Origin of the sequence: Synechococcus sp. UW179B, from assembly GCF_900474245.1 — a bacterium.
GTDB lineage: Bacteria > Cyanobacteriota > Cyanobacteriia > PCC-6307 > Cyanobiaceae > Synechococcus_C.
In genome coordinates, this window is sequence record NZ_UCNZ01000017.1 from 30164 (window position 1) to 54955 (window position 24792).

Below are 24792 nucleotides of genomic sequence, written 5' to 3' on the forward strand. Positions count from 1 at the left end.
AAAGGCGTAAGCAAGAGTTGGCAGCTTTGTTCAGCTCAACGTTCTGAATAAAGTTCTGCTCAACTCTGGTCGTCATGGCAACGGAATTGGCGTGAATCAGCACTGTCCTGAGGGGTTTGAACAGTTGCCTGTGCTGCTTCTTCAGCACGGTGGTCTGTCGTCCCTCACAGGCAAGACAGGCCTTGCCATGTTGCGACATCGACGGGGGCCGATCGCAGCGGTCATTGATCCTGACCATGCCAACGGCTCCCTTGAGGAGATCACAGGCATTGCGCGCAAGGTGCCGATTGTGCGCGACCTGGCTGCGGCCTTGCCTTATCGCCCCGCGGTTGCCGTGGTGGGCTTGGCTCCCTCCGGTGGAGTGTTGCCCGACCCGGTGCGACGGGATGCCTTGGCCGCGCTGCAGGCCGGGTTAAGCCTGGCCAGTGGTTTGCACACGCAGTTGGCAGAGGATCCGGACTTCAAGGCGGCCTGTCATGCCGGCCAATGGATCTGGGATTTACGCCAGGAGCCCCCCAGCCTGCAGGTGGGTCAGGCACGAGCTGCCGCGCTCTCCTGCCAGCGCGTTTTAGCCGTGGGAACCGATATGGCGGTGGGAAAGATGAGTGCCTGTTTGGCCCTTCAATCGGCGGCAGAACGCCAGATGCTGGAGTGCCGTTTTGTGGGAACGGGTCAGGCTGGAATTTTGATCAGCGGTCGGGGTGTGCCTTTGGATGCGGTGCGGGTCGACTATGCGGCCGGTGCGGTGGAAGCGGCTGTTCTTGAAGCCGGGTTGGGGTTGTCAGCACAGGATTTATTGGTGGTGGAAGGGCAAGGTTCCCTGTGTCACCCAGGCTCGAGTGCCACGCTTCCCTTGATGCGCGGCAGTCAGCCAACGGCCTTGCTGATGGTGCATCGGGCGGATCAGTCCACGATCGGGCGTTTGCCTGAGGTGCTCCTGCCCCCGTTGAAGGAGTGCATCAGCCTTTGTGAGTCGTTGGCGGCGGTCGCCCGCCCGCGAGGCTCAGGCCCCCCACCGAAAGTCCAAGCCGTTGCTCTCAATACAGCTGAGTTATCGCCAGAGGAGGCGCAGAGATCGATCTACGCGTGTGAACAGGCCCTTGGCCTTCCCTGCGACGATCCCATCCGCCATCAGGCGGACGGCCTGCTCAAGGTGTTTTTGAAGCGTTGAGGGCGGATGAGGGGATTCGAACCCCCGGATGGCGGCACCACAAGCCGCTGCCTTAACCACTTGGCGACACCCGCCGTGTCGGGTAAGAATCTACCAATTCACCCAAACCCTTCTGGAGACGCTCATCGGCCCTTTCCGCAAGCCATCGGCCAATGCAGTGGCAGCCGTTCTCGCATTCGCCGCCTCTGGCGTGGCACTCGCCCTTTCCAACCCCTCTTCAGAAGAGTTCAAGAGCTATGCAGGAGCTCAACTCGTCTCCGTGATCAGCGACGAGTTATGTGGTGGTGCACTGCCGATGGTGCTGCAGCTTTGGGTGAAAGATTGCCCCCGCTTGATTCGTGATCAGGAGCCGGCGTTGGCGGAGCTTGCGGGTCAATTCAGCCGTCGTCTCAACCTTGGCCTGGCCAGCGTCTACACCACTGAGCTTGGTGGACAGGACTTGCTCCCCACCTTGCGACTTCCTGAGTATTCGGTCACGACCCTCGGAATCGCCGGGCAATTTGTCATCCTGCACTCCAGCAGTGATGACGGCAAGATCGAATGATTCCTCGTTTTGGAGATGGCACGCTCCGTGCCTGGATTCCAAGGGGACTGGTCGAACTGGATCATGAGGGGGTTGGGACGCCAGCACCGATCACGCGCGCCGATGGCCTGTGTCCCTTGCAGGTGTCCTGGCATGAAGGGCGGATTGTGCAAGTGCAGCCGCTTGTTGACGGCTCAGCGGAACCGGAGGGGATGTTGCTTCCCCGTCTGCTGGAACCGCATGCACACCTTGATAAAGCGTTTAGCTGGAGCGGCTACCCCAACCTCAGTGGCACCTACGCCGGAGCGATGGCGGCCAACCTCAGGGAACATCAGAGCCGAACCCTGGAGGTGGTTCAAGAGCGCTTTGAGCGCGCCATGTCATTGGTTTGGCGCCATGGTCTGCGCGCTGTGCGCACCCACATCGATAGCCTTGGGCCTGGAGCTGAGTGCAGCTGGGACGCCATTCTTGAAGGAGCGTCCCGTTGGCAAGACCGGGTCACGGTTCAGCCGGTGGCGCTGGTTCCGGTGGAGCATTGGGGTAGCACAGAAGGGAAACAGCTGGCGGCTCGGGTGGCGGCGGCCGGTGGCTTGCTGGGTGGTGTGATCAGCCCCCCCTGCTCGGGGCGTGCGCCTCGCCAGGCACTCCGCAACCTCTTGGCGCTTGCTGATCGGCATGGATGCGGGGTGGATTTGCATATCGATGAAGCCAGTTCTGAGCCGGCTGCCGGCTTGTTTCAGCTGATGCGCGTGCTCAAGCGGATGACCGTTTCCGTGCCGATCACCTGTAGCCATGCCAGCAGCCTGTCGCTCCTAAGAGCTCCTACCTTGCAGCGGCTTGCTGAACGGATGGCGCATCACAACGTTCAAGTGGTGGCTCTCCCCCTGACCAATGGCTGGTTATTGGGTCGGCAGGATTTCGCAACGCCTCTTCGGCGACCATTGGCTCCGATTCGTCAGTTGCAGCGGGCGGGTGTGTGTGTGGCTGTCGGCGGTGACAACGTGCAGGATCCATGGTTCCCGGCTGGCAACTTCGACCCCTTGGCGTTGATCGCAGCGAGCTTGGCCCAGGCCCAGTTGGCGCCTTGGGAGCGCTTGGGGCTTTCGCCCTTCACAACGGCGGCAGCTCGATTGATGCAGATGGAGTGGGATGGGGTGATCCGGGCGGGTGCCCCTGCTGATGCGATGCAGCTCCCCGTTCAAAGCTGGGCCGAAGCCTTGGCGGCACCTCCGCAGCGCCGGCTGTTGGTGCGTGGGGTGTGGGTGCAGGATTGAAGCTAAGGACAATTCACCACCCTCCACCACAGCAGTTTTCTTGAGCAACAGCCCCTCTCTCATTCCAAGCCAGTTCTGAATCGCCATGGGTTTCGATGCTTTGCACCACGAGCTGGCAGCCATTGCCGATCTCAGCTTGCTGATCAGCCCAGCGGATTTAGATCGCTATTCCCGCGACGCCTACGACTACTCACCGGTGCTGCGGGAACAGCTCAGCCAATGCCGCGCCGATCTTGTTGCCAGTGCGGCTTCCGTGCAGGCGGTGCAAGCGGTGGCCGCGGCGTGCCATCGCCATGGCGTGCCGTTGACCTTGCGGGGAGCGGGCACGGGGAATTACGGCCAAAGCGTGCCCCTGAAAGGGGGCGTGGTGCTCTTGATGGATGCCTTGCGCGAGGTGCGTTCCATCGATCCGGTTTCGGGTGTGGTGACGGTGGAATGCGGTTGTTTGATGCGTGACCTCGACCGCGCTTTGGCCGTTCATGGCCGGCAGTTAAGGCTGTTTCCAAGCACCTGGCGCAGTGCCACGATCGGCGGCTTTATCGGCGGCGGATCCGGGGGGATCGGTTCGGTGCGCTGGGGATTTTTGCGCGATCCTGGCCACCTCCTCGGCCTGGAGGTGGTGACGATGGAGGCCTCGCCACGGCTGTTGCAACTGGAAGCCGCGGAGGCGGAAGCCTTGAATCACGCCTACGGCACCAATGGCATCATCACGGCGCTCACCCTCTCCTCGGCGGCGCGGGTGGCGTGGCAGGAAGTTGTGGTGGATTGTGCCGACTGGACGACGGCGGTGGAGCTGGCCCAGCGTTGCGGTCGAGCGGCCGTTGAGTTGAACCTCTGCACTGTGTTGCAGTCGTCCATCGTTGAGCATCTGCCCTCGTGGAGTGGTTCCCCGCGCGGACAGCACCGGCTGCTGTTGTTAGTCGCCCCCGATGGAGTGAGCACGATTGAACGCCTGGCGCACTCTGTGCAGGCGGAGATGCACGTGCTTGGCCAAGAGGACGACCATCAGGGCAATGGTCTGCGGGAGTTGAGCTGGAATCACACAACCCTGCATCTGCGCAATCACGATCCGAATTGGACCTATCTGCAGATGCTTTTACCCCAGCCTGAACTGGGCTGTATGCAGGCGCTCCAGAAGCGCTGGGGAGATGATCTCGTGTGGCATCTCGAGGCCGTGCGTCAGCAGGGGGCCTTTCGATTGGCGGCTCTGCCGTTGGTCTACTGGAGAGGGGCACAGGCTCTTCAGGACTTAATCGATGACTGTCTGGCCCAGGGGGCCTTTGTGTTCAACCCCCATGTGATCACCGTGGAGGGAGGCGGCCTGGGTGTGATTGATGGCGATCAGGTCGCAGCGAAGCATCGCCACGATCCTGATGGCTTGCTCAACCCGGGGAAGCTTGGTGGTTTTCCCGCATGATCAGCAGTCCAGGCTGTCGCGGGTGGCGACACCGCTGCTGGGATTGACGCCATCAGCGTCCTGACAGAGGCGGCGCTGATCTTCCCGATCCAACAAGGCATCGGTGAAATCAGCCCCTTCGATGTCTGCGCCGGCAAAGCTGCTCCCGGCAGCAATCACGCCCTGGAGCAAGGCATCGCGAAGATCCGTTTTGGAGAAATCGGCACGATCCATCAGTGCATCACTGAGATTGGCGCCATGGAAATTGGCTTCTGGGAATTCCGCTTGCGTAAAGATTGTTCCCTGGAGATTGGCGTCGCTGAAATCAGCACCCCTGCCCGTCGCACCGGCGAAGGATGTGTTGACGAGGTTTTGCCCGTGGAAGTCACCGCCGCTCTGGTTGGTCAGGGTGTAATCCACCCGCTCTTGAAAGAGCGCTCGATCCTGAAGCCCCACACCGGTGGAGGTGTCGAGAGCGATCACGGGGAAAGGCAGAGCTGTCATGAGCGCCAGGAGAGCTAGCGCGAAGAGGGAGCCCAGAATCTGGTGGCGCATGACGGGTGCATCGAAAGCTGACCTCACTCTGCCGTTCCTCCGTTCGTTCTGAAGCGAGCCCTGAACCTCTAGGGCTCTTTCAGCACCCCTTCCGCCAACAACGCGCCAATCAAATACAAGGAGCCTGCAATCACAGGCGTTGGCATCGGCCTGTCTGCAGTCTTCTTCGACAGGCTGATCAGCACGTCCTCCACGCTTGAGGCGCTCCTCAGTTGCTGCGCATGCCTTGGGCAGATCTCGCTCAACGTGTCGGCTGTCCAGCTCACATGCCCTGGCACCGGCACGATCCAGGCTTCATCGTCTGGCTCCAACAACAGGTTGAGCATCTCTGGAGCTTCCTTGTGGCGTTGAATGCCAAGAATCCAGATCTGCTTCTGCCCTGGCGGGCTCCAGCCACTGCGCTCGCGCGCGAGCTGCTGAGCGGCATCGGGGTTGTGGGCCCCATCTACACGTACAGAGTGGTGCTTCCACTGCAGCGTTTGAAGCCGACCAGGCCAACGGGCTTGGGCCAGCCCCCGCCGGATCTGCTCCTCTGAAATCGAGCTGCCAAGCGCATTCATGCGTCGCAGTGCTGCACGGGCCACGGCTCCGTTTCGCCGTTGCAGGTATCCAGCCAGCCCTAGTTCCCACTCCTCGGAGAGGGGCTCTACCCACTCCAGGGTTGCGCCCATCTCTTGGCTGCGTGCCTCCAAGACCTGGGCGACCGCCTCGTGTTGAGGGGCACTGACTACGTGGGCCCCAGGGCCGATCACCGCTGCTTTTTCGCTGCTGATTGCCGTTAAGGAGTGTCCGAGATGCTCGCAGTGATCCATGCCGATCGAGCCAATGGCGATCAGAGGTCGATTGGGATGGGCCGTTGTGGCATCCAGCCGCCCTCCAAGACCTGCTTCCAGGACGAGCCAATCGAGTGCGTTGGCTTCAAAGTGGACCAAGGCCGCGGTGATCAGCTGCTCGAACGGGGTCAGGTTGTGCTGGCGCGCCAACGCTTGGAGTTGTTTTAAACGTTGGCGCAGTTGGGGGAGTTCGATCGGCTGCTTGTTGATGCAAATCCGCTCACACCAACTGATCAGATGGGGAGAGGTGGTGAGGCCAGAGTTCAGACCTGCTGCTGTCAGGCCGCTGTGAATCATGCAGGCGATCGAGCCTTTGCCATTGGTGCCCACCACCTGAACGGCGGGAACATCAGCGCAGGGGTTGGCTAGATCAGCAAGTGCCCTCTGCATTCGCTCAAGGGATAGATCCATGCCCCGCTGCTCAAAGGGGGAGATCAGGTCCGCTAACTCATCGATGGGATCAGTGTTGGGATCAGCCTTGGAGCGGGTCACGCGTTCAAGAGTTCCAGCGTGCGTTCCAGGCGGGAGAGCAGCGCCTTCACCTCCCGGCGATCGATCACGAGGGGAGGAACCATCCGCACCACTTTCGCTCCAGCTGGAACGAGCAACAGTTTTTGAGCTAACGCTGCTTTGACAACGTCAGCAGCAGTGAGATCGCAGTCTTCCCGTAGGACCAAACCCTGCAGCAAGCCCCACCCTCGGGCGTCCTGGAGTTGTTGAGGAAAGCGTTGAATGAGCTGGTGGAGTCCTGCGCTTAATTGCTCGCCCCGTTCTGACACGTTGCGCAGCAGCTGCCTCCGTTCCAATTCGCGGGCGACGGTGAGGCCAGCGCGACAAGCAAAGGGGTTGCCTCCAAACGTGCTGGCGTGATCTCCAGGTGCGAACAGGTCGGCGTGTTGGCTGGTCAGCAGGGCCCCGATCGCATGGCCACCTCCGAGCCCCTTCGCCAAGGTGATCACATCGGGTTGGACATTCAGTTGCTCGTAGCCCCAGAGCCGGCCGCTACGACCCATTCCCACTTGAACTTCGTCAAAGATCAACAGGATGTTGCGTTCATCGCAGTGGCGACGAATCGCACCGAAGACATCGGGATCGCCAGGATTCACACCGCCCTCGCCTTGGAGCGGTTCGATCAGCACAGCGCAAACCCGTGGGCCATGGGCCTCCAGGCGGTTTAGAAGCTGTTCAAAGCTCTGGATGTCGTTGTAGGTAAAGGTCTCAAATCCCTCCACCATCGGCTCAAACCCCACGTGGTAGCGAGGTTGTCCAGTGGCGCTTACCGCTGCCAACGTGCGGCCATGGAAGCTTGCTGCCGCCGTGAGGATGACGGGCCGCTCGATCCCCCGCCGTTGATGGCCATGCTTGCGTGCCAATTTGATGGCGGCTTCATTGGCTTCCGCCCCGGAATTGCAGAAGAACACACTGTCGGCGCAGCTGTTGTTCACAAGCCAGCGGGCTAGCTCTTCCTGCTCAGGAATCTGATAAAGATTGGAGACGTGCTGCAGGCGGCTGAGCTGATCCTTCAATGCCCGGCGCATGGCGCGGTTGCTATGGCCGAGGGTGCAGGTGGCAATTCCAGCGACGGCATCGAGGTAGCGATCGCCTTTGTGGTCACTGACCCAACAGCCTTTCCCACGCACCAGGGTGAGCGGGTAGCGGTTGTAGGTCCCCATCACAGCAGTGGGAGGCGGATCAGTGATGCCAGTGGTTTGGGGGGGAGTTTTTACCATTTCGCCCGACGGTTGACCCGTGGCCTTCGCGCTTCTATTGAAGCTGACCGCTTCATTCATACAGGTGGTCGGACTTGAACCGACAAGGGTTGCCCCGCCGCATTTTGAGTGCGGTGCGTCTACCAATTCCGCCACACCTGCTAGTTCGCGTCTTCTGACGCTCAAGGTCCTTCAAGGGATTGAGGACTCTTAATACCCTACACGTTTTGCCCCTAGGCCCTATGAGCGCCTGGTCAATTTGGCTCCAGCCCGGCCCAGCTTGGCTTCGATATCGGCATACCCACGGTCGAGGTGCTCGAGTCCGCTCACTTGAGACGTCCCCTTCGCCACGAGCGCTGCCAACACCATGGCGGCTGAAGCTCTGAGATCGGTTCCATTCACTGGAGCGCCGCTGAGAGTTGAGACCCCTTCCACCACGGCGGTGTTGCTTTGAACCCTGATGGAGGCACCCATGCGCTGCAGCTCTGCGACGTGCTGCATACGGTTCTCGTAGATCTTCTCCGTAATCACACTGGTTCCCTGTGCTGTGGCCAGTAAGGCCATGAACGGTGCTTGTAGATCGGTGGGAAAACCAGGGAACGGTTGGGTGGTGATGTCGATGCCCCGGATGTCGCCGGGTGTGATCGTGATCCCTTCGTCATCGATGTCGAGTTTGCAGCCGCAGTCGCGCAGCTTTTGCAGAACGGCACTGAGATGGTCGGGGATGACAGGAGCCACTCTCAGTTTTGAGCGGGTGATGGCAGCAGCGAGCAGGAAGGTTCCGGCCTCAATGCGGTCGGGAATCACCGTGTATTCGCAACCGTGGAGTTGATCCACACCTTCCACGGTGATGGTGGGTCCGCCCGCTCCGCTGATCTTGGCCCCCATGGCAATCAGCAAGTTGGCGAGATCCTGAACCTCTGGTTCTTGAGCAGCATTGGAAATCACGCTCGTGCCTTTCGCCAAGGCTGCGGCCATCAAAATCGTTTCTGTCGCGCCCACGCTGGGGCAATCCAAAACAATCTCAGCCCCTTTAAGGCGTTGTTCCACGCCTGGGATCGAGGCGGCAATGATGCCGTGCTCCACGTTCACCACCGCACCTAGGGCCTTCAACCCACGGATGTGTTCCACAACGGGACGCGCACCAATGCGGCATCCCCCTGGCAAGGGCACCCGCGCATGTCCCATGCGGGCGAGAAGTGGGCCGATCGCAAAAAAGCTGGCGCGTAGGCCGTTCACCAATTCGTAGGGAGGCTCTGCTCCCATCATTTGATTGGCATGAAGATGCACCACCTCTCCGCTGCGTTGAACGTTCACGCCCAGGGAAGAGAGAATGTCCGTCATTCCGCCGATATCGGTGAGCGGGGGAACGTTGCGGAGGGTGAGGGGCTCTTCGGTGAGGAGTGAAGCGGTCATCAGCACGAGAGCTGAATTTTTCGCACCGCTGACGCGGAGCTCTCCACTCAACTTTTCTCCACCATCGATCACGAGGTGCGGCTTGAGAATGTCTTGAGACGCAAGAGCCGCTGCCTTCATGCCCGTGGTTACTAAATTCACGACCATCTTGACCATCAAGGATGAGACCGTCTAGACGGCCGGCCCTCAAACTGGTTCTGTAGAGCCCAGATCGTGTCTGTCACTCCAAAGCTGATGTCGTATGGTCATCAGGTCACGTTTGTGACGCCAGCGGTTGTGGCGGAATTGGTAGACGCGCATGTTTCAGGTACATGTGTCTTCGGACGTGGGAGTTCAAGTCTCCCTAACCGCATTAACGTGATTGGGTCAGGACTCCCAACTCCTTCATGATTGTGCTCAAGATCTCCAACTCATCGGAGGTAGTGGCTTCCAAAGTTGGCAAGTTCATCGAACTTTTGACTCCAGATTCTGTGGATCAATCCACGGTGGAAGACCAAGTCATTAAGAAGTTGGTTGAGAATTTGGCGGCTGAAGGGATTAAGGGAGAGATCGCTGCGGTTCAAGGCATTGACCTCAACGGCAATGATCTGAATCTTCACGATGGAATGAAGGTGCGTAAGCACACCAGCTTCTGATTCCGTGTCTTTTGACGATCAGTCAGAGGAGCTGATCACAAGTCGCCGCAATCCTTTGGTGCGAAGACTTCGTTCGTTGTCCTCCCGTTCAGGGAGAGATGAACATGGTGTTGTCTTGCTGGAGGGAACGCATCAAATACAAGAACTTCGGACCCATGTTTGGCCGGATTCTGTTGTCCTTGATGTTGTGGCCACTCCCGCTTGGTTGAACACCCATGCCAGCTTGATTCGCGCTTTGCCGGGATCTGTGCGTGTGCAGCGGATGAGTGCTGAAGCCCTGCAAGCGGGCTTAACCACGGTTCAGCCGGATGGTGTGGCCTGTTTGCTGCCGTTGTCTTGCTTGCCTTCAGCAGTAGCTGCTCCCGAGTTTGTGCTTGCGCTGGATCGCATTCAGGATCCAGGCAACCTCGGAACCCTGCTGCGCACCGCACGGGCCGCCGACATCCAGCAGGTTTGGTGTGCCTCCGGTGCTGATCCTTTGGCCCCAAAGGTGGTGCGATCCTCGGCTGGTGCAATCTTGAGCTTGCCGGTCGAGCGCTTTGGCCCTGATCCGACGGAAGGCGTCGTTCAACTCGCGGAACGCCTGAAGCAAGCGCGCGATGCAGGACTTCAAATCGTGGCCACTTTGGTGCCAGATGCGGCGGCAGACCGACGCGTTCAGCCCTACTGGGAGCTGGACTGGACGCTGCCCACGGTGCTCCTGCTCGGCAACGAAGGAGCCGGTCTGGACCCGTTGTTACAGGACTGCTGCTCCGCTGGTGTGACCCTGCCCCACAGCGCCGCTGTGGAATCTCTCAATGTGGCGGCTGCTGCGGTCCCTCTGCTTTTGGAGAGGCGACGGGCGAGAATGACGCCTTCAACGCAGAAGATCGGGTGAGCGACGCCAGTTTCGACTTCGATGTGATTGTCATTGGCGCCGGATATGGCGGCTTTGATGCAGCCAAACATGCAGCCGATCATGGCCTCAAAGTGGCCGTCCTTGAATCCCGCGACATGGGAGGCACCTGCGTGAACCGTGGCTGTGTCCCCTCAAAAGCCCTGTTGGCAGCCAGTGGTCGCGTGCGCGAGCTGGCGGATGCTGAGCATCTCGCAGGGTTTGGCATCCATGCGGCTCCCGTGCGTTTTGAGCGCAAGAAGATTGCTGATCACGCCAATCAATTGGTGGCCACGATTCGGGCCAATCTCACCAAAACCTTGGAGAGGGCAGGGGTCACGATCCTTCGTGGTCAAGGTCGGCTTGAGGGACCTCAACGCGTTGGGGTGCGTGAGCTCAGCGGGGTGGACCGGGTCTTAACGGCACGGGATGTGATCTTGGCTACGGGCTCGGATCCGTTTGTCCCCCCGGGCATCGAAACGGATGGGCGCAGCGTGTTCACCAGCGACGAGGCGGTCAATCTGGAATGGCTGCCGCGTTGGATTGCCATTATTGGGAGTGGCTATATCGGACTGGAATTTGCCGATGTCTACACAGCTTTGGGCTGTGAAGTCACGATGATCGAGGCCTTGGATCGGGTGATGCCCACCTTTGACCCTGATATCGCCAAGATTGCAGCCCGCAAATTGATCGATGGCCGCGATATTGATGCGCGCTCTGGGGTTTTGGCGAAATCGATTCAACCCGGATCCCCCGTGCAAATTGAGCTGGTTGATATGAAAACCAGAGAGCCGGTTGAGACCTTGGAAGTGGATGCGGTGCTCGTGGCGACAGGGCGTGTGCCCAGCAGCAAGCATCTCAACCTCGAATCCGTGGGAGTGGAGACCAATCGGGGATTTATTCCCGTGGACGACAGCATGCGCGTGTTGGTGAACGGTGCTCCGCAGGCCCACCTCTGGGCCGTTGGTGATGTCACCGGCAAGTTGATGCTCGCTCACACGGCCGCTGCACAAGGCTCGGTGGCTGTCGACAACATTCTTGGTCATCCCAGGCAAATTGATTACCGCAGCATCCCGGCCGCGACCTTCACGCACCCTGAGATCAGTTCTGTGGGCTTATCGGAAGCCGATGCCAAGGAGCTTGCAGGAGAGGAAGGCTTTGAGCTGGGCACGGTTCGCAGCTATTTCAAAGCCAATTCCAAAGCGCTTGCCGAATTGGAAAGTGATGGCCTGATGAAGTTGCTGTTCAACAAAACCAGCGGGGAGGTCCTGGGGGCGCATATCTACGGTTTGCATGCCGCTGATTTGATCCAGGAGATTGCGAATGCGGTGTCCCGCCGTCAAAGCGTGACCCAACTCGCCAATGAGGTGCACACGCATCCAACGCTGAGTGAAGTGGTGGAAGTGGCCTACAAGCAGGCGGCTTCAGCGGTGGGGGCCTGAGTGATGGAGATCCGTCGTCGTCCGCCCAATCCCAAGGTGCAAGTGGCGCATCTGGAGTACGCCGTTCCTGATCAGGACGGCGAACCTCGCAACATCCTGGAAAAAATCGTCTGGGAGAAAGATCGCGAGATCGCTATTGCCCGTGAGCGCATGCCCTTGGAGCAGTTGCGCCGCAAGGTGGCTGAATTGCCTCCAGCCCGTGATTTCCTGGCCGCTTTAAGGACTGCAGCCGTCACGCCTGCCGTGATTGCTGAGGTGAAAAAAGCCAGTCCCAGCAAAGGTGTGATTCGAGAGGATTTCGATCCAGTGGCGATTGCCAAGGCTTATGCAGCCGGTGGAGCGAGCTGTCTTTCGGTGCTCACCGATAAAGCCTTCTTTCAGGGTGGTTTCAATGTGTTGATTGAGGTGCGCGATGCCGTGGACCTGCCCCTGCTTTGTAAGGACTTCATCCTTAGCCCTTATCAGCTGTATCAGGCGCGGGCGGCGGGAGCCGATGCTGCCCTTCTGATTGCAGCGATCCTGTCCGATCAAGATCTGGCCTACTTCTCCAAGGTGGCCGCAGCCCTTGGTCTCACGGTTTTGGTGGAGGTGCATGACGCGGAAGAGTTGCAGCGGGTGCTGGCCCTAGGTGGATTCCCTTTGATCGGAATCAACAATCGGGATCTCGCCAGTTTTGAAACCGATTTGGCGACCACCGAAACGCTTACGGCTCAGTTCTCTGCGCAACTGGCGGAGCAGCGGATCTTGTTGGTAAGTGAATCGGGACTGTTCCATCGCGCTGATCTCGATCGGGTTCAAACCGCTGGAGCCCAGGCTGTTTTGGTGGGTGAAGCCCTGATGCGCCAAGCGGATGTGGAGGCAGCACTCCAAGCCTTGATCCATGGTTGAATCAGCACTAGCCATCCGTGAATCGGTTGCCCCCGATCTCCGTCTGGCAGAATTGCTAGATCTTGGGGTCACGACTTGCTGATCAGTGTTCTGACGGGCTTCGCGGCAGGTGCTGTGCACGTGGTTGGTGGTGCTGATCATCTGGTCGCGATGGCCCCCTTTTCGCTGAGGCGTCCGTTGCAGGCCGTGAAGTCAGGAATGGCTTGGGGCGGAGGTCATTCCCTTGGAGTGGTGTTGCTCGGCGTTGTTGCGATTTTTTTTAAAGATCTGATCCACGTCGAAAGCATGTCGGCATGGGCTGAATTTTTAGTGGGGGTCTCGTTGCTTGTGATTGGCGCTCTTGCGATTCGAACCGCGTTTGGCTTGGAGTTGCACACCCATGACCATCACCACGATGGTTCGGCCTTGCATCGCCATCTTCATGTGCACCTCCGCGGTCAGAACAACCATCGCCGCCATGCGCATGCGGCATCGGGCCTTGGATTGCTCCATGGACTGGCGGGTGCCGGGCATCTGTTGGCCGTGATCCCAGCGCTTGCCTTGCCGGTTCATGGGGCGATTCTGTATTTGCTGGCCTATTTGTGCGGATCGATGGGCGCCATGCTCGCTGTGGTGAGCTCACTCTCCATGCTCACGATGCGGAGCAGCGCCCGTTTCCTGCCGCTTTTGGTGGGCTGCACCGGCGGGCTGTCGATCGTGACCGGAGCGATTTGGCTCCAAAAAACATCAGCGGTCTTGTTCTGATGCTGTGGTCACGAGTGCCACCACTTCTCCGACCAAGTATTCCTTAGAAACACGTCCCCATTGCCGGCTGTCTGTGCTGGCGTCTGGGCAGTCACCAAGGATGGTGAGCTGGGTGTCCTCCACAGCGTGCAAGCGTTTGATCACCTGGCGTGAAGGCTGCTGCGGATGAAGGCAAACGACGATGGCACCGATGGCGGGGAAGGCTGCGTGCTGATCGAGGGGCCGCACGATGACGCGGTCCTTGGGCTTCAGCGTTGGCCACATCGAATATCCCTCTACTTGCATCACCCGTCGACGCCCACAAAAAAGCAGCAGTAGGTCGAGAAGACCAACTGCTGCCAGGGGTTGTTGAAAGTCTGATGAAAAGCTCAGAACCCGACTCAGGAGGCGGTGACCCAAGCGTCCGTGCGGCCTTTGGACTGCCAGAACATGCCGTGGATTTTCTCAACAGCGGCCATCAACTCCTCAGCCTTGCCTTGATCGATGTGCACCTTGCAGGCGCTGCAGAGCTTTGCTGCTTTCCAGAAGGTGTCGTGAAGGTCGGGGAATGTCGCCAGGTGCTCAGGCTTGAAGTAGTCGGTCCAAAGGATCAAGAGTTCTTTCTTGGTCTTCTGTGCCTCTTCTTCCTTGATGGCAACGAAGCGGGAGAAGGTGTTGTTGTAGGTGGCAAGAGCTGCCGCATTTCCAGCAGCAGGGGCTTCCAACGCTTTGAGCTTTTTGGTCATCGAGAGCACTGCTTCAGCGGCGACACGAGCTGAAGCAGGGTCATAGACGCCGCAGGGTCCGTCGCAGTGGGCTTCAACGGTGGAGGCGGGCAAGGAGCGAACGAACGCTGATAGAGCCGAGCGAAGCATCCGGTTTGAAACAGAATTTTCGGTTCGACAAGCCTACCTATGGATCACCGTCCAATGGCTCACCTTTTGATGTCCAGTAGCTCGACTTCAAAAATCAGGGTTGCGTTCGGAGGAATCACGCGGCCTGCACCACGCTTGCCGTAGCCGAGATCGGGGGGAATGACCAGCTTGCGCTTTCCGCCCACTTTCATGCCTTGGACGCCCTCATCCCAACCCTTAATCACCCGGCCGGCCCCCAGCGGAAACTCAAACGGGGTGCCGCGGTCGTAGCTGGCATCAAATTGTGTGCCGTCTTCGAGAGTGCCGCGGTAGTTCACCACCACGTTCTGTCCCGAGCTCGCCACATCACCAGTGCCTACAACGAGGTCGGTGATTTTCAGGCCACTCGCGGTGACTTGAGGCTTCTCGGCTTCCATCGGTCCGCCGAGCGCTGAGGCATCAGCGATGTTGGTATCGGGAGCCATCGCAAACAAGGTGGGGTTGGGGTTGTCGGGGTCGAGTTCCATCGGATTGGCCACGGCCTGAACGACAGCCGCTTGGACATTCGTCGCATTGCTGCTGGCCATGGTGGATGGCGTTGCCGCGATCACCGTGGAAGGCGACACCAGTTGACTGATGAACGCCACCATCAGAAAGGACACAAACACAGCGGTGCTGATCAAGATCTCGCGCACAGATTTTTGCTCGATTGAATCCAAGTCTGGCAGTTCATTCCTCGCGCTCTTTTTGGCGCAACTGCTGCTCAAGGCGATCGATTCGTCCCCGCAGCTCATCCAGTTCTCGCTGACTGGCTAAGCCGAGGTCTTGAATGATGTGGTCTCGGTTGCGTTCAAGGTTGCGGCCCATCTGCTGTTCGAGTTCTGGGGTTTCGCCGCGCAAAGCCTTCAGCACATCGTCCACTAAGGCCGAGGCATGGGTTGAATCAAGGCGGCCGCTGCTGACCCATTCCTGGGTGACGTAACGGAGCCGATCGGCAACCAGGGTGGTGGTGCCGAGCCCGCGAAGAAGGAGCTGTTGCAGGGGATTAGCGGTATCCATAGCCGTACGGGTGCATTCCGATTCAGGATGGCTTGATCTCCCGCCACTGACCATGGGCAATGACCGATCCCTGGTGCTTCTGCAGGGGCTGTTGGGGGGACTGCTTGCAGGGGTTGCCCTCACCCTGTCGGGCCCTTGGTGGATGCTGCCGGCCCTGGCGCTGCTCTGGGCTGCGTCCCGCAGTTCTCTCGCCTCGGCGATCTGGGGTGGAGTGGCTGTCCTGGTGAGTCACCGCTGGTTGCTGGCGTTACACCCCCTGATGTGGATCGGTGTTCCCGCTTGGCTCAGCCTGCCGGTGGCGGTTGGGATCTGGTTGGCCTGCGCCCTACTGGCAGCGCTGCTATTGGCCTGTTGGAGTGCCCTTGTGAATCGCCTGCCCTCGCGAGGCAGCTTCACCGATGCCGTCTTGGCCGCGGCTGTGTGGGGATTGGTGGAAGTGGCCCTATCGCAAAGTCCTGTGTTTTGGATCGGTGTCGGTGGCAGCGTGCTCCCGGCCGACCCCCCGTTGGCTGCCCTGAGTCGCTGGATCGGTGAGGGCGGACTGGCGGCCCTGCAATTGCTGCTCGGCTGGTGGCTGTGGCGTTTGCTGACGCTGTCCCGGCGTGAGTCGGGTTGGCCGAGACTGCTGGCGGGCGGCTTGCTGAGCCTGTTGGTTCTGCATGGGCTGGGGGCCTGGCTGCTGCAGAACCCAGTCAGGCTGGGCGCTGAATCCGATCGAGCCGAATTCAGCGTTGGGCTCTGGCAACCGGCGATTCCCACCCGCGAAAAATTTTCTGCGCAACGCCAACGGGATCTGCCCAAACGGCTTCAAGCGGCGCTTCAAGAGGCCGATGCCGCTGGTGCGGACTGGCTGATGGCACCTGAGGGCACGTTGCCACTTCATGGTTCCCTGATGGCACCGGCCCCGATTCCACTGATGAGTGGAGGGTTTCGCTGGTCGCGGGGACGTCAGCACAGCGCCATGGTTTTGGTGGAGGCTGGCGGCACCACTCCGGTGTCCTCGCTTGATAAGCATCGCTTGGTGCCATTGGGGGAGTGGGTGCCGGCCTGGCCAGGTCTCAGCGGCCTCTCTGCCATCGGTGGCCTGGAGGCGGGTGAGCCCTCCCGGCTTTGGCGCTGGGGCGGTCCACCCGCTGCTGTGGCCATCTGCTACGAGATCAGCAACGGAGCGGCCTTGGCTCGCGCCGTTGCTGAGGGGGCGGAGTGGATCCTTGCGGCAGCCAACCTGGACCCCTACCCAAGCCTCCTTCAGCAGCAGTATTTGGCTTTGGCCCAGCTGCGCAGTTTGGAATCGGCCAGACCGCTCTTGTCAACGGCGAATACAGGGCCAACGGCCATGATTCGAGCTGACGGTCAGATCGCAGAACGCCTGGCCGCGTTTGATCCAGGTCTTTTGCTGGTGCCGTTGCAACCTCGCAAGGGTTTGACGGGATACGTGCGCTGGGGAGAGGCGCCTCTGTGGTTGATGGTCGGCGTGTCGTCGCTGCTGTTGGTCAGATCGGCGAGTCGATCAGGCCTCCGCCCAGCACGACCTCGCCGTCGTAAAACACCGCCCCTTGACCAGGAGTGATCGAAAACTGTGGCTCTCGAAAGCTGAGCTTGCAGCGATGAGGGCGCTCTCCGGCCCGATCGGCGGCATTGGCTTCGATACAGGTGAGATAGGCCGCCACGGGTTCGCTGCGATAACGCACTTGCACCTCCACCTCCATGGCTGAACCGAGTGGGGGCGGGGCGATTGAGACCCAATTCACAGCGCCCACCTCGCAGCCAGTACGACCGGCTTCTGCCCTCGTGGCGACGACCACCTGGTTCATGGCGGCATCGAGTTTCACCACGTGGAGCGGCTCACTCCAGGCAATGCCTAATCCCTTGCGCTGGCCGATGGTGAAGTGTTCGATGCCGTCGTGCTGTCCAACCACCGTTCCGTCTTGCAGCACGATTTCACCGTCCCGTGGGGGAAGGTAGGCATCGAGGAAAGCGCGCATGGACCCGTGGTGATCGGCCAGGCAGAGGTCCTGACTTTCTGGCTTGTCTGCCGTGCGTAATCCGTGGCGGGCTGCCTCAAGACGGGTGTCGGCCTTGGTGAGTTCGCCGAGTGGAAAGACCACGCGCGCCAAAACGTTCTGGGGGAGGTCATAGAGGAAGTAACTCTGGTCTTTGCGGCTGTCCAGGCCTCGCAGCAGCTTCCAGCGACCGTCGTCTCCGTCCAGACGGATGCGGGCGTAATGGCCAGTGGCGATCCTGGGGAGATGGCGTTCCCGTTCGGCCCAGGCGAGCATCGGTCCGAATTTCACCGACCGGTTGCACTTGGAGCAGGGCAGAGGTGTGATGCCAGCCCGGTAGCCGTCAACCAAGCCTTGAACGATTTCACGAACGAAGGTGTCTCTTGAATCCACCACGTGGTGGGGCACGCCGAGCTGTTCACAGATTCCGGCAGCATCCACCAAGCCTTCGGCGCAACACGCTCCTTTCCCACTCATCAGCCAGAGCGTGAGGCCCTCCACCTCCCAGCCGGCCTCCACCATCAGGGCTGCGGTGAGGGAGCTGTCTACACCACCCGAAAGGCCGACGGCCACACGATGCTCACCGGGCCATTGGCGCAATCGCTCTAGGGCCTCGGCACCGGCTGGGGTTGCTGTGAGGGTCGTCATCTTGGCCTCGGCCGACATGGGCGGGCATCGCTGTCTGACTCCATAGTGAGGGCCCGGGTGTTTTTGGCTTGGTCTGGCCTCCTTTTGATGCGGAGCACTGGCTTGTCAGTGCAGAGCAAATGCTGGCCTTGGAGCAGGAATGGCTGACGAGTGGTTTGCCCGTTGCTGCCTTGATGGAGGCCGTCGGTCAGGCGATGGCTGATTGGTGTCTTCAGCGCCGGAAGCGTCTGGAGCAGGGCGTGTTGGTGTTGGTGGGACCCGGCCACAACGGTGGTGATGGGTTGGTGGTAGCAAGACGGCTGATGCATGCCGGAGTGGAGGTGAGGCTGTGGGCCCCTCTGCCGATTCGGCAAGCGCTCACCCAAGAGCATTGGCGTCATCTCGAGTGGCTTGGGGCAACGGTTCTGGAGACGGATCCGGATCCGGAGGATTCCGCTCTCTGGGTGGAAGCTCTGTTTGGGTTGGGACAACATCGGCCTCTTCCTAAAGGCTTGGCGCTTTTGCTCGGCGAACGCGAGCGTGTTCAGCCCGGTCGGATGATCAGTCTGGATGTGCCTGCAGGGATGCATTCCAATCACGGACGGATGCAGGCCGGAGGTGGGGCGGTGGCTTCCGACACGTTGTGCGTGGGTCTGGTGAAACGCGGGTTGGTACAGGACGCAGCCCTCGCCAACGTGGGTTGTTTGCATCGCTTGGATCCTGGCGTTCCTCACCAGTTGATCGATTCACTGGCGGGACCTGTTGTCTTGCGGGTGATGGCAAAAGATCTAGCGACTTTGCCGGTTCCTCAAGACCCGCCAACGGCAATGAAGTATCAGCGTGGCTGCGTCATGCTGCTCGCCGGCAGCGAGCGCTATCGCGGCGCAGCACTCCTGGCCGCACAAGGGGCCATGGCAAGTGGTGTGGGAAGCCTGAAAGCTGCGTTGCCAGAGGCCGTGGCCGAGCGCATCTGGCAATGGATTCCCGAGTTGGTGCTCTCGGCTGGGTTGCCAGCGACCGCATCGGGAGGATTGGCTTGGGGACCATGGCTGGCTCAGGCAGATCTGTCCCGTTTGGATGCGCTGTTGCTGGGGCCTGGGATTGGAGGGTTCAGCGCGCCGTGGGAGGCCTGGGCAGAGCCCTTGCTGTCCTTCGAAGGACTGCTTGTGCTGGATGCCGATGGGCTCAATGCCTTGGCCGCTTCAAAGCAAGGCTGGCGCTGGCTTTGCCAGCGTGCGTTTCCAACCTGGATTACCCCGCATCAGAGTGAATTTGAAAGGCTGTTTCCTGATTTCAGGGGGCGGGAACCGCTGGAGAGCGCCCAAGGGGCCGCAGCAGAGAGCGGAGCCGTTGTGTTGCTCAAGGGTGCCCACTCGGTCATTGCCGATCCGAAGGGTGTGGTGCATCAACTGGTTGATACATCGGTGCAGGTGGCTCGTACGGGCTTGGGAGATCTGTTGGCTGGATTTGCTCTTGGCTGGGGGGCGCGCTACGGGGCTTGTGGAAATCAGCCGCAGGGACAAGTTCTTGCCGCCGCTGCTTTGCTGCATGCCGAGGCGTCACGAACCACTGAAAACGCCAGTGATGCCAGTGAAATTGCGAAAACCCTTGCTGAGCTCACCCGGCGGATTTGCGGAAATTAATTATTAAAAAATTGATGAAGTCTTAAAATGCACACAATTCAAAACGCGCAAATGTGTCGTTTTCCTTTCACGAATCTGAAGGGTTGCTGAAAACATTTGGGTTTATCGTTTTTTCATAGGAAAGTCTCTCCACGCCCAAGAGACGAGTTGCCATGGTTTCCTCAACAGCTCGGACCTCCGAGACTCAGAGACGCAGAAGCAGTGATCCGATTAGTTGGTATTTGGCGACCATCGGCCGAATACCCCTGCTAACGGCGGCTGAAGAAATCGAGCTTGGCAACCAGGTTCAGAAGTTCATGGAGCTGACGCAGGACGGTTCGGTCTCTGCTGACAGCGAAGAGTTCAGCTCCAAGGATCGGCGCATGATTCGCGTTGGCCAGCGCGCCAAACAGCGGATGATGAAAGCGAACCTCCGTTTGGTGGTGAGTGTCGCGAAGAAATATCAAGGCAAAGGCCTTGAGCTTCTCGATCTCATCCAAGAGGGATCTCTGGGCTTGGAACGGGCGGTTGAGAAATTTGACCCCACCCGCGGCTACAAATTTTCTACTTACGCCTTTTGGTGGATTCGCCAAAGCATGACCCGGGCGATTGCTTGTCAGTCCCGCACCATTCGCTTGCCGGTGCACTTGAGCGAACGTCTCACCACCATCCGCAAAGTGAGTTTGGACCTTGCCCACAAGCTTGGTGCGATGCCTAGCCGCCTCGAGATTTCGGAAGCGCTGGACATGCCTGTGGAAGAGCTCGACTCCCTGCTTCGGCAGGCACTCACCACCAGCAGTCTGGATGCTCCTGTGAATGGAGAGGATGGCCGCAGCTTCCTTGGCGATCTGATTGCTGATTCTTCTGCAGAGGAGCCACTCGACAAGGTTGAGCAGCGCATTCACCACGAGCAACTTGGTCGCTGGTTGAGCCATCTCAGTGAGCAGGAGCAACACGTGCTTACGTTGCGATTTGGTTTAAACGGCAACGAGCGTCACACCCTGGCTCAAATTGGTCGTTTGCTCGATGTCTCGCGTGAACGCGTCCGTCAGGTGGAATTGAAGTCGCTGCGCAAGCTGCGCAATCTCACCCGTCGGATGTCTCCGACGTTTTGATTGTTTGATGAGTTCCAAAACTGGGTCGATGCAACTCAGTGTTGGAATGCTTTCTTTGTCTCACCCGGTTTCAGGGCTAACCGCTATCGCCCTATCGAAGGCGATCTTTTAAGGGTGTAGGGGCTTTAAGAGGGGATTTTGAGAGAGTCTCTTTGGCTACTTATTCAGGCATCAGTACCTGCGGGAGTGTTTCCGGATCCATTCATCAAGGAATATTCTTTCAGACATTCCTGACTCGTATCTCTAAGAAGCATTTGAACGAACCCAATCAGCCCAGAAAGCCCAGAGCGCTCACTTATACGGAAATGATGAATGGTGGTCAGCAACAAATGGATGATGTCACCCATCAGCAGGAGCTAAATCTACAGCGCCGAAAGGATGTATTTGAGCGCTCTGTCGAGCATCTGGAGCAGTCCTTCAAGACTGACACTGATCAAGCAGTTGATCACATTGGTGGTAATACTGGGATCTGATGAGTGCTCTTGCGTGTCTTGTCTTTTCGGCAGCTCTTGCATATCTGATTGATCAATTCAGACAGCGACGTGCTGCCAGCAAAAGCACCGCGGCTTGGCGTGAAGCTTCAGAGCTTGTCTTTGACAGGAACCTGCGGTTCCAGATCAAACAGGAATACCAAAATGGCATGAAACCCAGCAATGCTGATGGGTATGCCGAATCGAGAGACTCTCTCGTTAGCCACTTGGCTTCCAATTTGTTGATGCTGGCGAACAGGCGACTAGAGATAGAGCCCAGCAGGAGTGAGGCTGAGGAGTTCGTGCGTCAGCACTGTGATCTAGATGACGACCTCATCGAAGGAATGTGGATTTCAAAGTTCAGCTGAAAGAAAATGTTCTTGTCATGAGAGATCAACTCCCCTGTCGCATCTGCTCAACGCCTGTTCCCATCCCTCTGCATTTCAAACGTGTAAAAACGGCTGTCTGCTCAAGCTGCGCCCATGAAGGGCTGGACAAAGTCGTGACCATCCGGCTCTTTAAAGAGCAGATCGTTGATTCGTTCACTTCATGATTTTTATAGGTGTTCATTGATTGCTGATATTCTATTAATGTCGATTGTATTGATTTTGCTCGCTTCTTTTGGTGTTTAAAATGTTGAGTAGGGAAAGCCTAGATCAGGCTTATATGGTCTTTTCTCTTTCCCTTTGCATTGATCTTTCACTAATTGAATCCACTGGGCATCATTGATTTTTGCCATCACCCTTGCCTCGCTTTCCAATCGTCGTTGTTTCGGGTGATAGTTGTGTACATTGATGGCATCACTTTGTGGAAGGCGTTCTGCGATTTGCTGATCATCAAGATAAGGCGCTCTATTGCGGCAGCGGTGTTGCACTGCATGCCATCCTTCGTGCTTAAGGGTGTCAATTAATTCAACAAGATCACCATTGTGAAACCCCTGGCACATCACGATTAATTCGTTTTTAATTCGGTAATATCCATATAAGCTTCTGCCTTTGCATCCCCAGGTTTTAGAGTTATTGGACCAAAGAATAGATCTTTGTCCAAGGACTTGTTGGATTGCTTCCCCTAGCTTTTCAAGTCTCGGACTGTCGAGATGGTGAGGGGTCTTAGACATGGTTTTGATTTCCTGTCCATGCTCCCTAGCTGCTTGCTTGATCCCGGCTCTATCTGTTGTGTGTCCTTTAATGCGTGAAAAGAAATTAGTTTCTTGCTTGCATTTTTGGATGCTTGGTGCAGCGAGTTTAAAAGCATTTTTGCCTAGCTTCATTAACCCAGAGATACAGCGCTTCTTCGCTGAAGGTTTTTCAGCATTGCCTGTTTTCAGATTTGTCCCGCAAACCATCTCTGCGTAGCTCTGAACTTGTGCCTGCATCGAAGCATCTGCAGTCATCGTTGAGGCGATCGACGATAGGCTCAGTGCTACGAAGAGAAGAGTGCGCATCAGGCAGCCAATCAAGCTATCTTCATCCACTCTTAGCTACAACACAGTTGGTTGATACGGTTGTTTGATTTCAATCAAAAAATATTGAGAAGAATTGAAAGTTAGTGGCTATCCCCCTCGTTTATCACCAGGCCTACAGCGCACCTCTGCCTTCGAGCCATCGCTTCCCGATGGCGAAGTTCAAGATGTTGTTTTCGGCTCTCAACGCTTTGGGCTTAGCCGAATCCAATCAGATTCACGCTCCTCTTCCGATTCCTCGCCGCTGGCTCGAAACAGTTCATCAGCGCCGCTATCACGAGGCCTTTGCGCGCGGCACCCTTGATCGTCAAGCGCAACGCAGGATTGGTCTTCCGGCCACCACACCGTTGGTGCAACGCACCTGGTTAGCTGTGGGCGGAACATTGCTCACGGCCCGATTGGCTCTTGAGCATGGTGTGTCGTGCCATCTCGCGGGTGGCACGCACCATGCCTTTCCCGATTACGGCAGTGGCTTTTGCATCTTTAATGACTTTGCTGTGTCAGTAAGGGTCCTGCTGGATGAGGGGCGCCTGGCGCGCTTGATGATCGTGGATCTGGATGTGCATCAAGGCGATGCCACGGCGTTGATCTTTGCCGATGACCCACGGGTTTTCACCTTTTCTGCTCATGCTGCCTCTAACTTCCCAGCCCGGAAGCAATGCAGTGATTGCGATCTGCCCTTCGAGGATGGCGTTGAGGATCAGGGGTATTTGGCTGCCGTTGGTGAGGCACTGCCCTCACTTCTCGACCGCTTCAAACCTGAGCTGGTGCTCTACAACGCTGGAGTGGATCCGCATCGAGACGATCGCCTCGGAAGGCTTTGCTTGTCCGATATGGGCCTATTGCAACGCGATCACCTCGTGTTTGATGCCTGCCTAAGGCGACAGATCCCAGTCGCCAGCGTGATTGGCGGTGGCTACGACGATCTTGACCCTCTGGTGAGGCGTCATTCACTGGTGTTTCGTGCTGCTGCCGACCAGGCGCGATTGCATGGTCTTTAGGGCCACTGGGATCAGTTTTCAGTCTTCGGCCCAGATGTAACGCGTCAGTTCTGAGCTATCGGGCTCGGGGGCATTGAGGGCAAACTCCACGCAGTCCTGAACCTCAGCATCGATCTCTTTTTCGATCGCACGAAGTTCATCAGCGCTCACCAATCCTTCGCCAACAAGATCGCGTTCGAAGGCTTTGAGCGGATCGCGCTTGGCCCAGAATTGCTTTTCCTCCTCGGCGCGGAGCTCATCAGGGTCGGCCAATGAGTGGCCCCTAAAGCGATAGGTGAGGCATTCGAGAACGGTTGGCCCTTCCCCAGCCCGCGCCCGTTCGATGGCCCGTTCTGCAGCGGCCCGAACGGCGAGCACATCCATACCATCTACCTCTTCTCCAGCCATGCCGAAGGCAGCCGCTTTGCGCCAGATTTCTGGATCGCTGGTGGCGCGGTCATGGGCCATGCCGATCGCCCATTTGTTGTTCTCCACCACAAACAAGATCGGCAGCTTCCAAAGCTGGGCCATGTTTAGGCATTCAAAGAATTGCCCGTTGTTGCAGGTTCCATCTCCGAAAAAGGCTGCAGTGACGGAGTCGCTACTGGAATCACCCATGGCATCACGCTTGTAGCGGCTGGTGAAGGCAGCGCCTAGGGCCACGGGAATTCCCTCGCCGATAAAGGCAAAGCCGCCCAAGAGGTGATGGGCTTTGGAAAACAGGTGCATCGAGCCGCCACGCCCTTTGCTGCAGCCGGTTTCTTTGCCAAAGAGCTCACTCATCACCTCGCGGGCTGGGACGCCTGCGCTCAAGGCATGCACGTGATCGCGGTAGGTGCTGCAAAACCAATCGTGCTGACGCTTCATGGCGCCGATCACGCCTGTACTCACCGCTTCTTGGCCGTTATAGAGGTGAACGAAACCAAACATCTTGCCGCGGTAGTACATCTCCGCGCACTTGTCCTCAAAACGGCGACCCAGGGTCATGTCCCGGTAGAGCCTCAGGCCCGTCTCGCGGTCCACGCTGGCTCTTTTGGTCGTCACCAGAGACGACAAGCGCTCGGCGTGCGCTCCCATCGGGGATGCCCCATTGGCAAGCTTTTGATCGATGCCTGCCGCTGCGCCTACTGCGATGTCCTGACTCATGGCACCACCTATTTG

The 24792-nt window shown here is 58.5% G+C and carries 26 protein-coding genes and 3 tRNA genes; 16 read left to right on the plus strand and 13 right to left on the minus strand.

The genetic code is table 11. The features are described from left to right. Nucleotides 1-91: 91 nt before the first annotated feature. A complete protein-coding gene (locus DXY38_RS06825; RefSeq protein WP_115071000.1) occupies nt 92-1171 on the plus strand; it encodes a DUF1611 domain-containing protein in 1080 nt (359 codons plus the stop codon). Between the two features lies 1 nt (nt 1172). Here the strand turns inward: DXY38_RS06825 and DXY38_RS06830 are convergent. Continuing rightward, nucleotides 1173-1245: transfer RNA gene (locus tag DXY38_RS06830), tRNA-His, on the minus strand. Between the two features lie 83 nt (nt 1246-1328). On the opposite strand from DXY38_RS06830, the gene DXY38_RS06835 reads away from it, so the two are divergent. The 3 genes from DXY38_RS06835 to DXY38_RS06845 all read left to right on the plus strand — a co-directional run bounded on the left by DXY38_RS06835 (nt 1329) and on the right by DXY38_RS06845 (nt 4385). After that, nucleotides 1329-1715 carry a DUF4359 domain-containing protein gene (locus DXY38_RS06835; protein WP_006854620.1) on the plus strand — a complete coding sequence of 129 codons (387 nt, stop codon included), beginning with the start codon at nt 1329-1331 and terminating at the stop codon, nt 1713-1715. Next, nucleotides 1712-2968 carry an amidohydrolase family protein gene (locus DXY38_RS06840; RefSeq protein ID WP_115071002.1) on the plus strand — a complete coding sequence of 419 codons (1257 nt, stop codon included), beginning with the start codon at nt 1712-1714 and terminating at the stop codon, nt 2966-2968. Before DXY38_RS06835 ends, DXY38_RS06840 begins: the two co-directional genes overlap by 4 nt. 85 nt (nt 2969-3053) lie before the next feature. After that, nucleotides 3054-4385, plus strand: coding sequence for an FAD-binding oxidoreductase (locus tag DXY38_RS06845; RefSeq protein ID WP_115071003.1), 1332 nt, complete (start codon nt 3054-3056; stop codon nt 4383-4385). Here the strand turns inward: DXY38_RS06845 and DXY38_RS06850 are convergent, their stop codons facing one another. The 5 genes from DXY38_RS06850 to murA form a co-directional block, all read right to left on the minus strand. Continuing rightward, complete coding sequence (locus DXY38_RS06850) at nt 4386-4919, minus strand: pentapeptide repeat-containing protein (protein ID WP_006854617.1); 534 nt, start codon at nt 4917-4919, stop codon at nt 4386-4388. A gap of 68 nt (nt 4920-4987) precedes the next feature. After that, the gene (locus DXY38_RS06855; protein WP_115071004.1) at nt 4988-6244 is read right to left on the minus strand and encodes a folylpolyglutamate synthase/dihydrofolate synthase family protein; all 1257 of its coding nucleotides are present in this window, start codon (nt 6242-6244) and stop codon (nt 4988-4990) included. Further along, nucleotides 6241-7482: an aspartate aminotransferase family protein gene (locus DXY38_RS06860; protein ID WP_115071069.1), complete on the minus strand. Its 1242-nt coding sequence runs from the start codon at nt 7480-7482 to the stop codon at nt 6241-6243. Before DXY38_RS06860 ends, DXY38_RS06855 begins: the two co-directional genes overlap by 4 nt. A gap of 59 nt (nt 7483-7541) precedes the next feature. Continuing rightward, nucleotides 7542-7623: transfer RNA gene (locus tag DXY38_RS06865), tRNA-Leu, on the minus strand. A gap of 78 nt (nt 7624-7701) precedes the next feature. Beyond that, nucleotides 7702-8997, minus strand: a complete 1296-nt coding sequence (gene murA, locus DXY38_RS06870; RefSeq protein ID WP_115071070.1) for a UDP-N-acetylglucosamine 1-carboxyvinyltransferase — start codon at nt 8995-8997, stop codon at nt 7702-7704. 150 nt (nt 8998-9147) lie between these two features. On the opposite strand from murA, the gene DXY38_RS06875 reads away from it, so the two are divergent. The 6 genes from DXY38_RS06875 to DXY38_RS06900 all read left to right on the plus strand — a co-directional run bounded on the left by DXY38_RS06875 (nt 9148) and on the right by DXY38_RS06900 (nt 13460). Next, a tRNA-Leu gene (locus DXY38_RS06875) sits at nt 9148-9229 on the plus strand. Between the two features lie 34 nt (nt 9230-9263). Further along, nucleotides 9264-9512: a hypothetical protein gene (locus DXY38_RS06880; RefSeq protein WP_006854613.1), complete on the plus strand. Its 249-nt coding sequence runs from the start codon at nt 9264-9266 to the stop codon at nt 9510-9512. Between the two features lie 4 nt (nt 9513-9516). Then, the gene (locus tag DXY38_RS06885) at nt 9517-10389 is read left to right on the plus strand and encodes an RNA methyltransferase (RefSeq protein WP_170952881.1); all 873 of its coding nucleotides are present in this window, start codon (nt 9517-9519) and stop codon (nt 10387-10389) included. Further along, nucleotides 10386-11828, plus strand: a complete 1443-nt coding sequence (gene lpdA, locus DXY38_RS06890; RefSeq protein WP_006854611.1) for a dihydrolipoyl dehydrogenase — start codon at nt 10386-10388, stop codon at nt 11826-11828. Before DXY38_RS06885 ends, lpdA begins: the two co-directional genes overlap by 4 nt. 3 nt (nt 11829-11831) lie before the next feature. Then, a complete protein-coding gene (gene trpC, locus DXY38_RS06895) occupies nt 11832-12716 on the plus strand; it encodes an indole-3-glycerol phosphate synthase TrpC (protein WP_115071005.1) in 885 nt (294 codons plus the stop codon). Nucleotides 12717-12791: 75 nt separating this feature from the next. Continuing rightward, nucleotides 12792-13460: a hydantoin utilization protein A gene (locus DXY38_RS06900; protein WP_115071006.1), complete on the plus strand. Its 669-nt coding sequence runs from the start codon at nt 12792-12794 to the stop codon at nt 13458-13460. On the opposite strand, the gene sodX is transcribed toward DXY38_RS06900, so the two are convergent. The 4 genes from sodX to DXY38_RS06920 are packed head-to-tail and all read right to left on the minus strand — an operon-like array spanning nt 13443 to nt 15352. Further along, nucleotides 13443-13859, minus strand: a complete 417-nt coding sequence (sodX, locus tag DXY38_RS06905) for a nickel-type superoxide dismutase maturation protease (RefSeq protein ID WP_244279039.1) — start codon at nt 13857-13859, stop codon at nt 13443-13445. The two genes, DXY38_RS06900 and sodX, sit on opposite strands and share 18 nt — an antisense overlap. Further along, complete coding sequence (gene sodN / locus DXY38_RS06910) at nt 13841-14314, minus strand: superoxide dismutase, Ni (RefSeq protein WP_115071007.1); 474 nt, start codon at nt 14312-14314, stop codon at nt 13841-13843. The genes sodX and sodN overlap by 19 nt, the downstream gene beginning before the upstream one ends. A 59-nt stretch (nt 14315-14373) precedes the next feature. Then, complete coding sequence (locus DXY38_RS06915) at nt 14374-14988, minus strand: FKBP-type peptidyl-prolyl cis-trans isomerase (RefSeq protein ID WP_115071073.1); 615 nt, start codon at nt 14986-14988, stop codon at nt 14374-14376. 34 nt (nt 14989-15022) lie between these two features. After that, a complete protein-coding gene (locus DXY38_RS06920) occupies nt 15023-15352 on the minus strand; it encodes a phasin family protein (RefSeq protein ID WP_006854605.1) in 330 nt (109 codons plus the stop codon). 52 nt (nt 15353-15404) lie between these two features. Between DXY38_RS06920 and DXY38_RS06925 the strand changes: the two genes are divergently transcribed. After that, entirely contained in the window at nt 15405-16922 is a 1518-nt protein-coding gene (locus tag DXY38_RS06925) for an apolipoprotein N-acyltransferase (RefSeq protein ID WP_115071008.1), read from the plus strand. Here the strand turns inward: DXY38_RS06925 and mnmA are convergent. Beyond that, complete coding sequence (gene mnmA / locus DXY38_RS06930; protein ID WP_371410996.1) at nt 16846-18021, minus strand: tRNA 2-thiouridine(34) synthase MnmA; 1176 nt, start codon at nt 18019-18021, stop codon at nt 16846-16848. The two genes, DXY38_RS06925 and mnmA, sit on opposite strands and share 77 nt — an antisense overlap. Nucleotides 18022-18071: 50 nt before the next feature. On the opposite strand from mnmA, the gene DXY38_RS06935 reads away from it, so the two are divergent. The 4 genes from DXY38_RS06935 (at nt 18072) to DXY38_RS06950 (ending at nt 21557) form a co-directional block, all read left to right on the plus strand. Then, a complete protein-coding gene (locus DXY38_RS06935; RefSeq protein WP_371410997.1) occupies nt 18072-19625 on the plus strand; it encodes an NAD(P)H-hydrate dehydratase in 1554 nt (517 codons plus the stop codon). Between the two features lie 152 nt (nt 19626-19777). Continuing rightward, the gene (locus DXY38_RS06940) at nt 19778-20719 is read left to right on the plus strand and encodes an RNA polymerase sigma factor, RpoD/SigA family (RefSeq protein WP_006854601.1); all 942 of its coding nucleotides are present in this window, start codon (nt 19778-19780) and stop codon (nt 20717-20719) included. Between the two features lie 254 nt (nt 20720-20973). Continuing rightward, on the plus strand, nt 20974-21192 hold the full coding sequence (locus DXY38_RS06945; protein WP_115071009.1) for a hypothetical protein: 219 nt from the start codon (nt 20974-20976) through the stop codon (nt 21190-21192). Beyond that, a complete protein-coding gene (locus DXY38_RS06950; RefSeq protein ID WP_115071010.1) occupies nt 21192-21557 on the plus strand; it encodes a hypothetical protein in 366 nt (121 codons plus the stop codon). Before DXY38_RS06945 ends, DXY38_RS06950 begins: the two co-directional genes overlap by 1 nt. A 260-nt stretch (nt 21558-21817) precedes the next feature. Here DXY38_RS06950 and DXY38_RS06955 read toward each other — a convergent pair whose 3' ends face one another. Then, entirely contained in the window at nt 21818-22633 is an 816-nt protein-coding gene (locus tag DXY38_RS06955) for a hypothetical protein (protein WP_115071011.1), read from the minus strand. Between the two features lie 104 nt (nt 22634-22737). Between DXY38_RS06955 and DXY38_RS06960 the strand changes: the two genes are divergently transcribed. Further along, nucleotides 22738-23652: a histone deacetylase gene (locus tag DXY38_RS06960; RefSeq protein WP_115071012.1), complete on the plus strand. Its 915-nt coding sequence runs from the start codon at nt 22738-22740 to the stop codon at nt 23650-23652. Nucleotides 23653-23670: 18 nt separating this feature from the next. Here the strand turns inward: DXY38_RS06960 and pdhA are convergent, their stop codons facing one another. Then, entirely contained in the window at nt 23671-24777 is a 1107-nt protein-coding gene (gene pdhA / locus DXY38_RS06965) for a pyruvate dehydrogenase (acetyl-transferring) E1 component subunit alpha (protein WP_006854596.1), read from the minus strand. Nucleotides 24778-24792: the final 15 nt, after the last annotated feature.

What these genes read in the sequence shown, in the direction of transcription:
- mnmA (WP_371410996.1), bottom strand. Translation starts at nt 18,021, where the DNA reads ATGTCGGCCGAGGCCAAGATGACGACCCTCACAGCAACCCCAGCCGGT.
- DXY38_RS06880 (WP_006854613.1), top strand. Translation starts at nt 9,264, where the DNA reads ATGATTGTGCTCAAGATCTCCAACTCATCGGAGGTAGTGGCTTCCAAA.
- murA (WP_115071070.1), bottom strand. Translation starts at nt 8,997, where the DNA reads ATGAAGGCAGCGGCTCTTGCGTCTCAAGACATTCTCAAGCCGCACCTC.
- DXY38_RS06940 (WP_006854601.1), top strand. Translation starts at nt 19,778, where the DNA reads ATGGTTTCCTCAACAGCTCGGACCTCCGAGACTCAGAGACGCAGAAGC.
- DXY38_RS06840 (WP_115071002.1), top strand. Translation starts at nt 1,712, where the DNA reads ATGATTCCTCGTTTTGGAGATGGCACGCTCCGTGCCTGGATTCCAAGG.
- DXY38_RS06850 (WP_006854617.1), bottom strand. Translation starts at nt 4,919, where the DNA reads ATGCGCCACCAGATTCTGGGCTCCCTCTTCGCGCTAGCTCTCCTGGCG.
- sodN (WP_115071007.1), bottom strand. Translation starts at nt 14,314, where the DNA reads ATGCTTCGCTCGGCTCTATCAGCGTTCGTTCGCTCCTTGCCCGCCTCC.
- pdhA (WP_006854596.1), bottom strand. Translation starts at nt 24,777, where the DNA reads ATGAGTCAGGACATCGCAGTAGGCGCAGCGGCAGGCATCGATCAAAAG.
- DXY38_RS06860 (WP_115071069.1), bottom strand. Translation starts at nt 7,482, where the DNA reads ATGGTAAAAACTCCCCCCCAAACCACTGGCATCACTGATCCGCCTCCC.
- trpC (WP_115071005.1), top strand. Translation starts at nt 11,832, where the DNA reads ATGGAGATCCGTCGTCGTCCGCCCAATCCCAAGGTGCAAGTGGCGCAT.
- DXY38_RS06955 (WP_115071011.1), bottom strand. Translation starts at nt 22,633, where the DNA reads ATGCGCACTCTTCTCTTCGTAGCACTGAGCCTATCGTCGATCGCCTCA.
- DXY38_RS06845 (WP_115071003.1), top strand. Translation starts at nt 3,054, where the DNA reads ATGGGTTTCGATGCTTTGCACCACGAGCTGGCAGCCATTGCCGATCTC.
- DXY38_RS06925 (WP_115071008.1), top strand. Translation starts at nt 15,405, where the DNA reads ATGGGCAATGACCGATCCCTGGTGCTTCTGCAGGGGCTGTTGGGGGGA.
- DXY38_RS06950 (WP_115071010.1), top strand. Translation starts at nt 21,192, where the DNA reads ATGAGTGCTCTTGCGTGTCTTGTCTTTTCGGCAGCTCTTGCATATCTG.
- DXY38_RS06920 (WP_006854605.1), bottom strand. Translation starts at nt 15,352, where the DNA reads ATGGATACCGCTAATCCCCTGCAACAGCTCCTTCTTCGCGGGCTCGGC.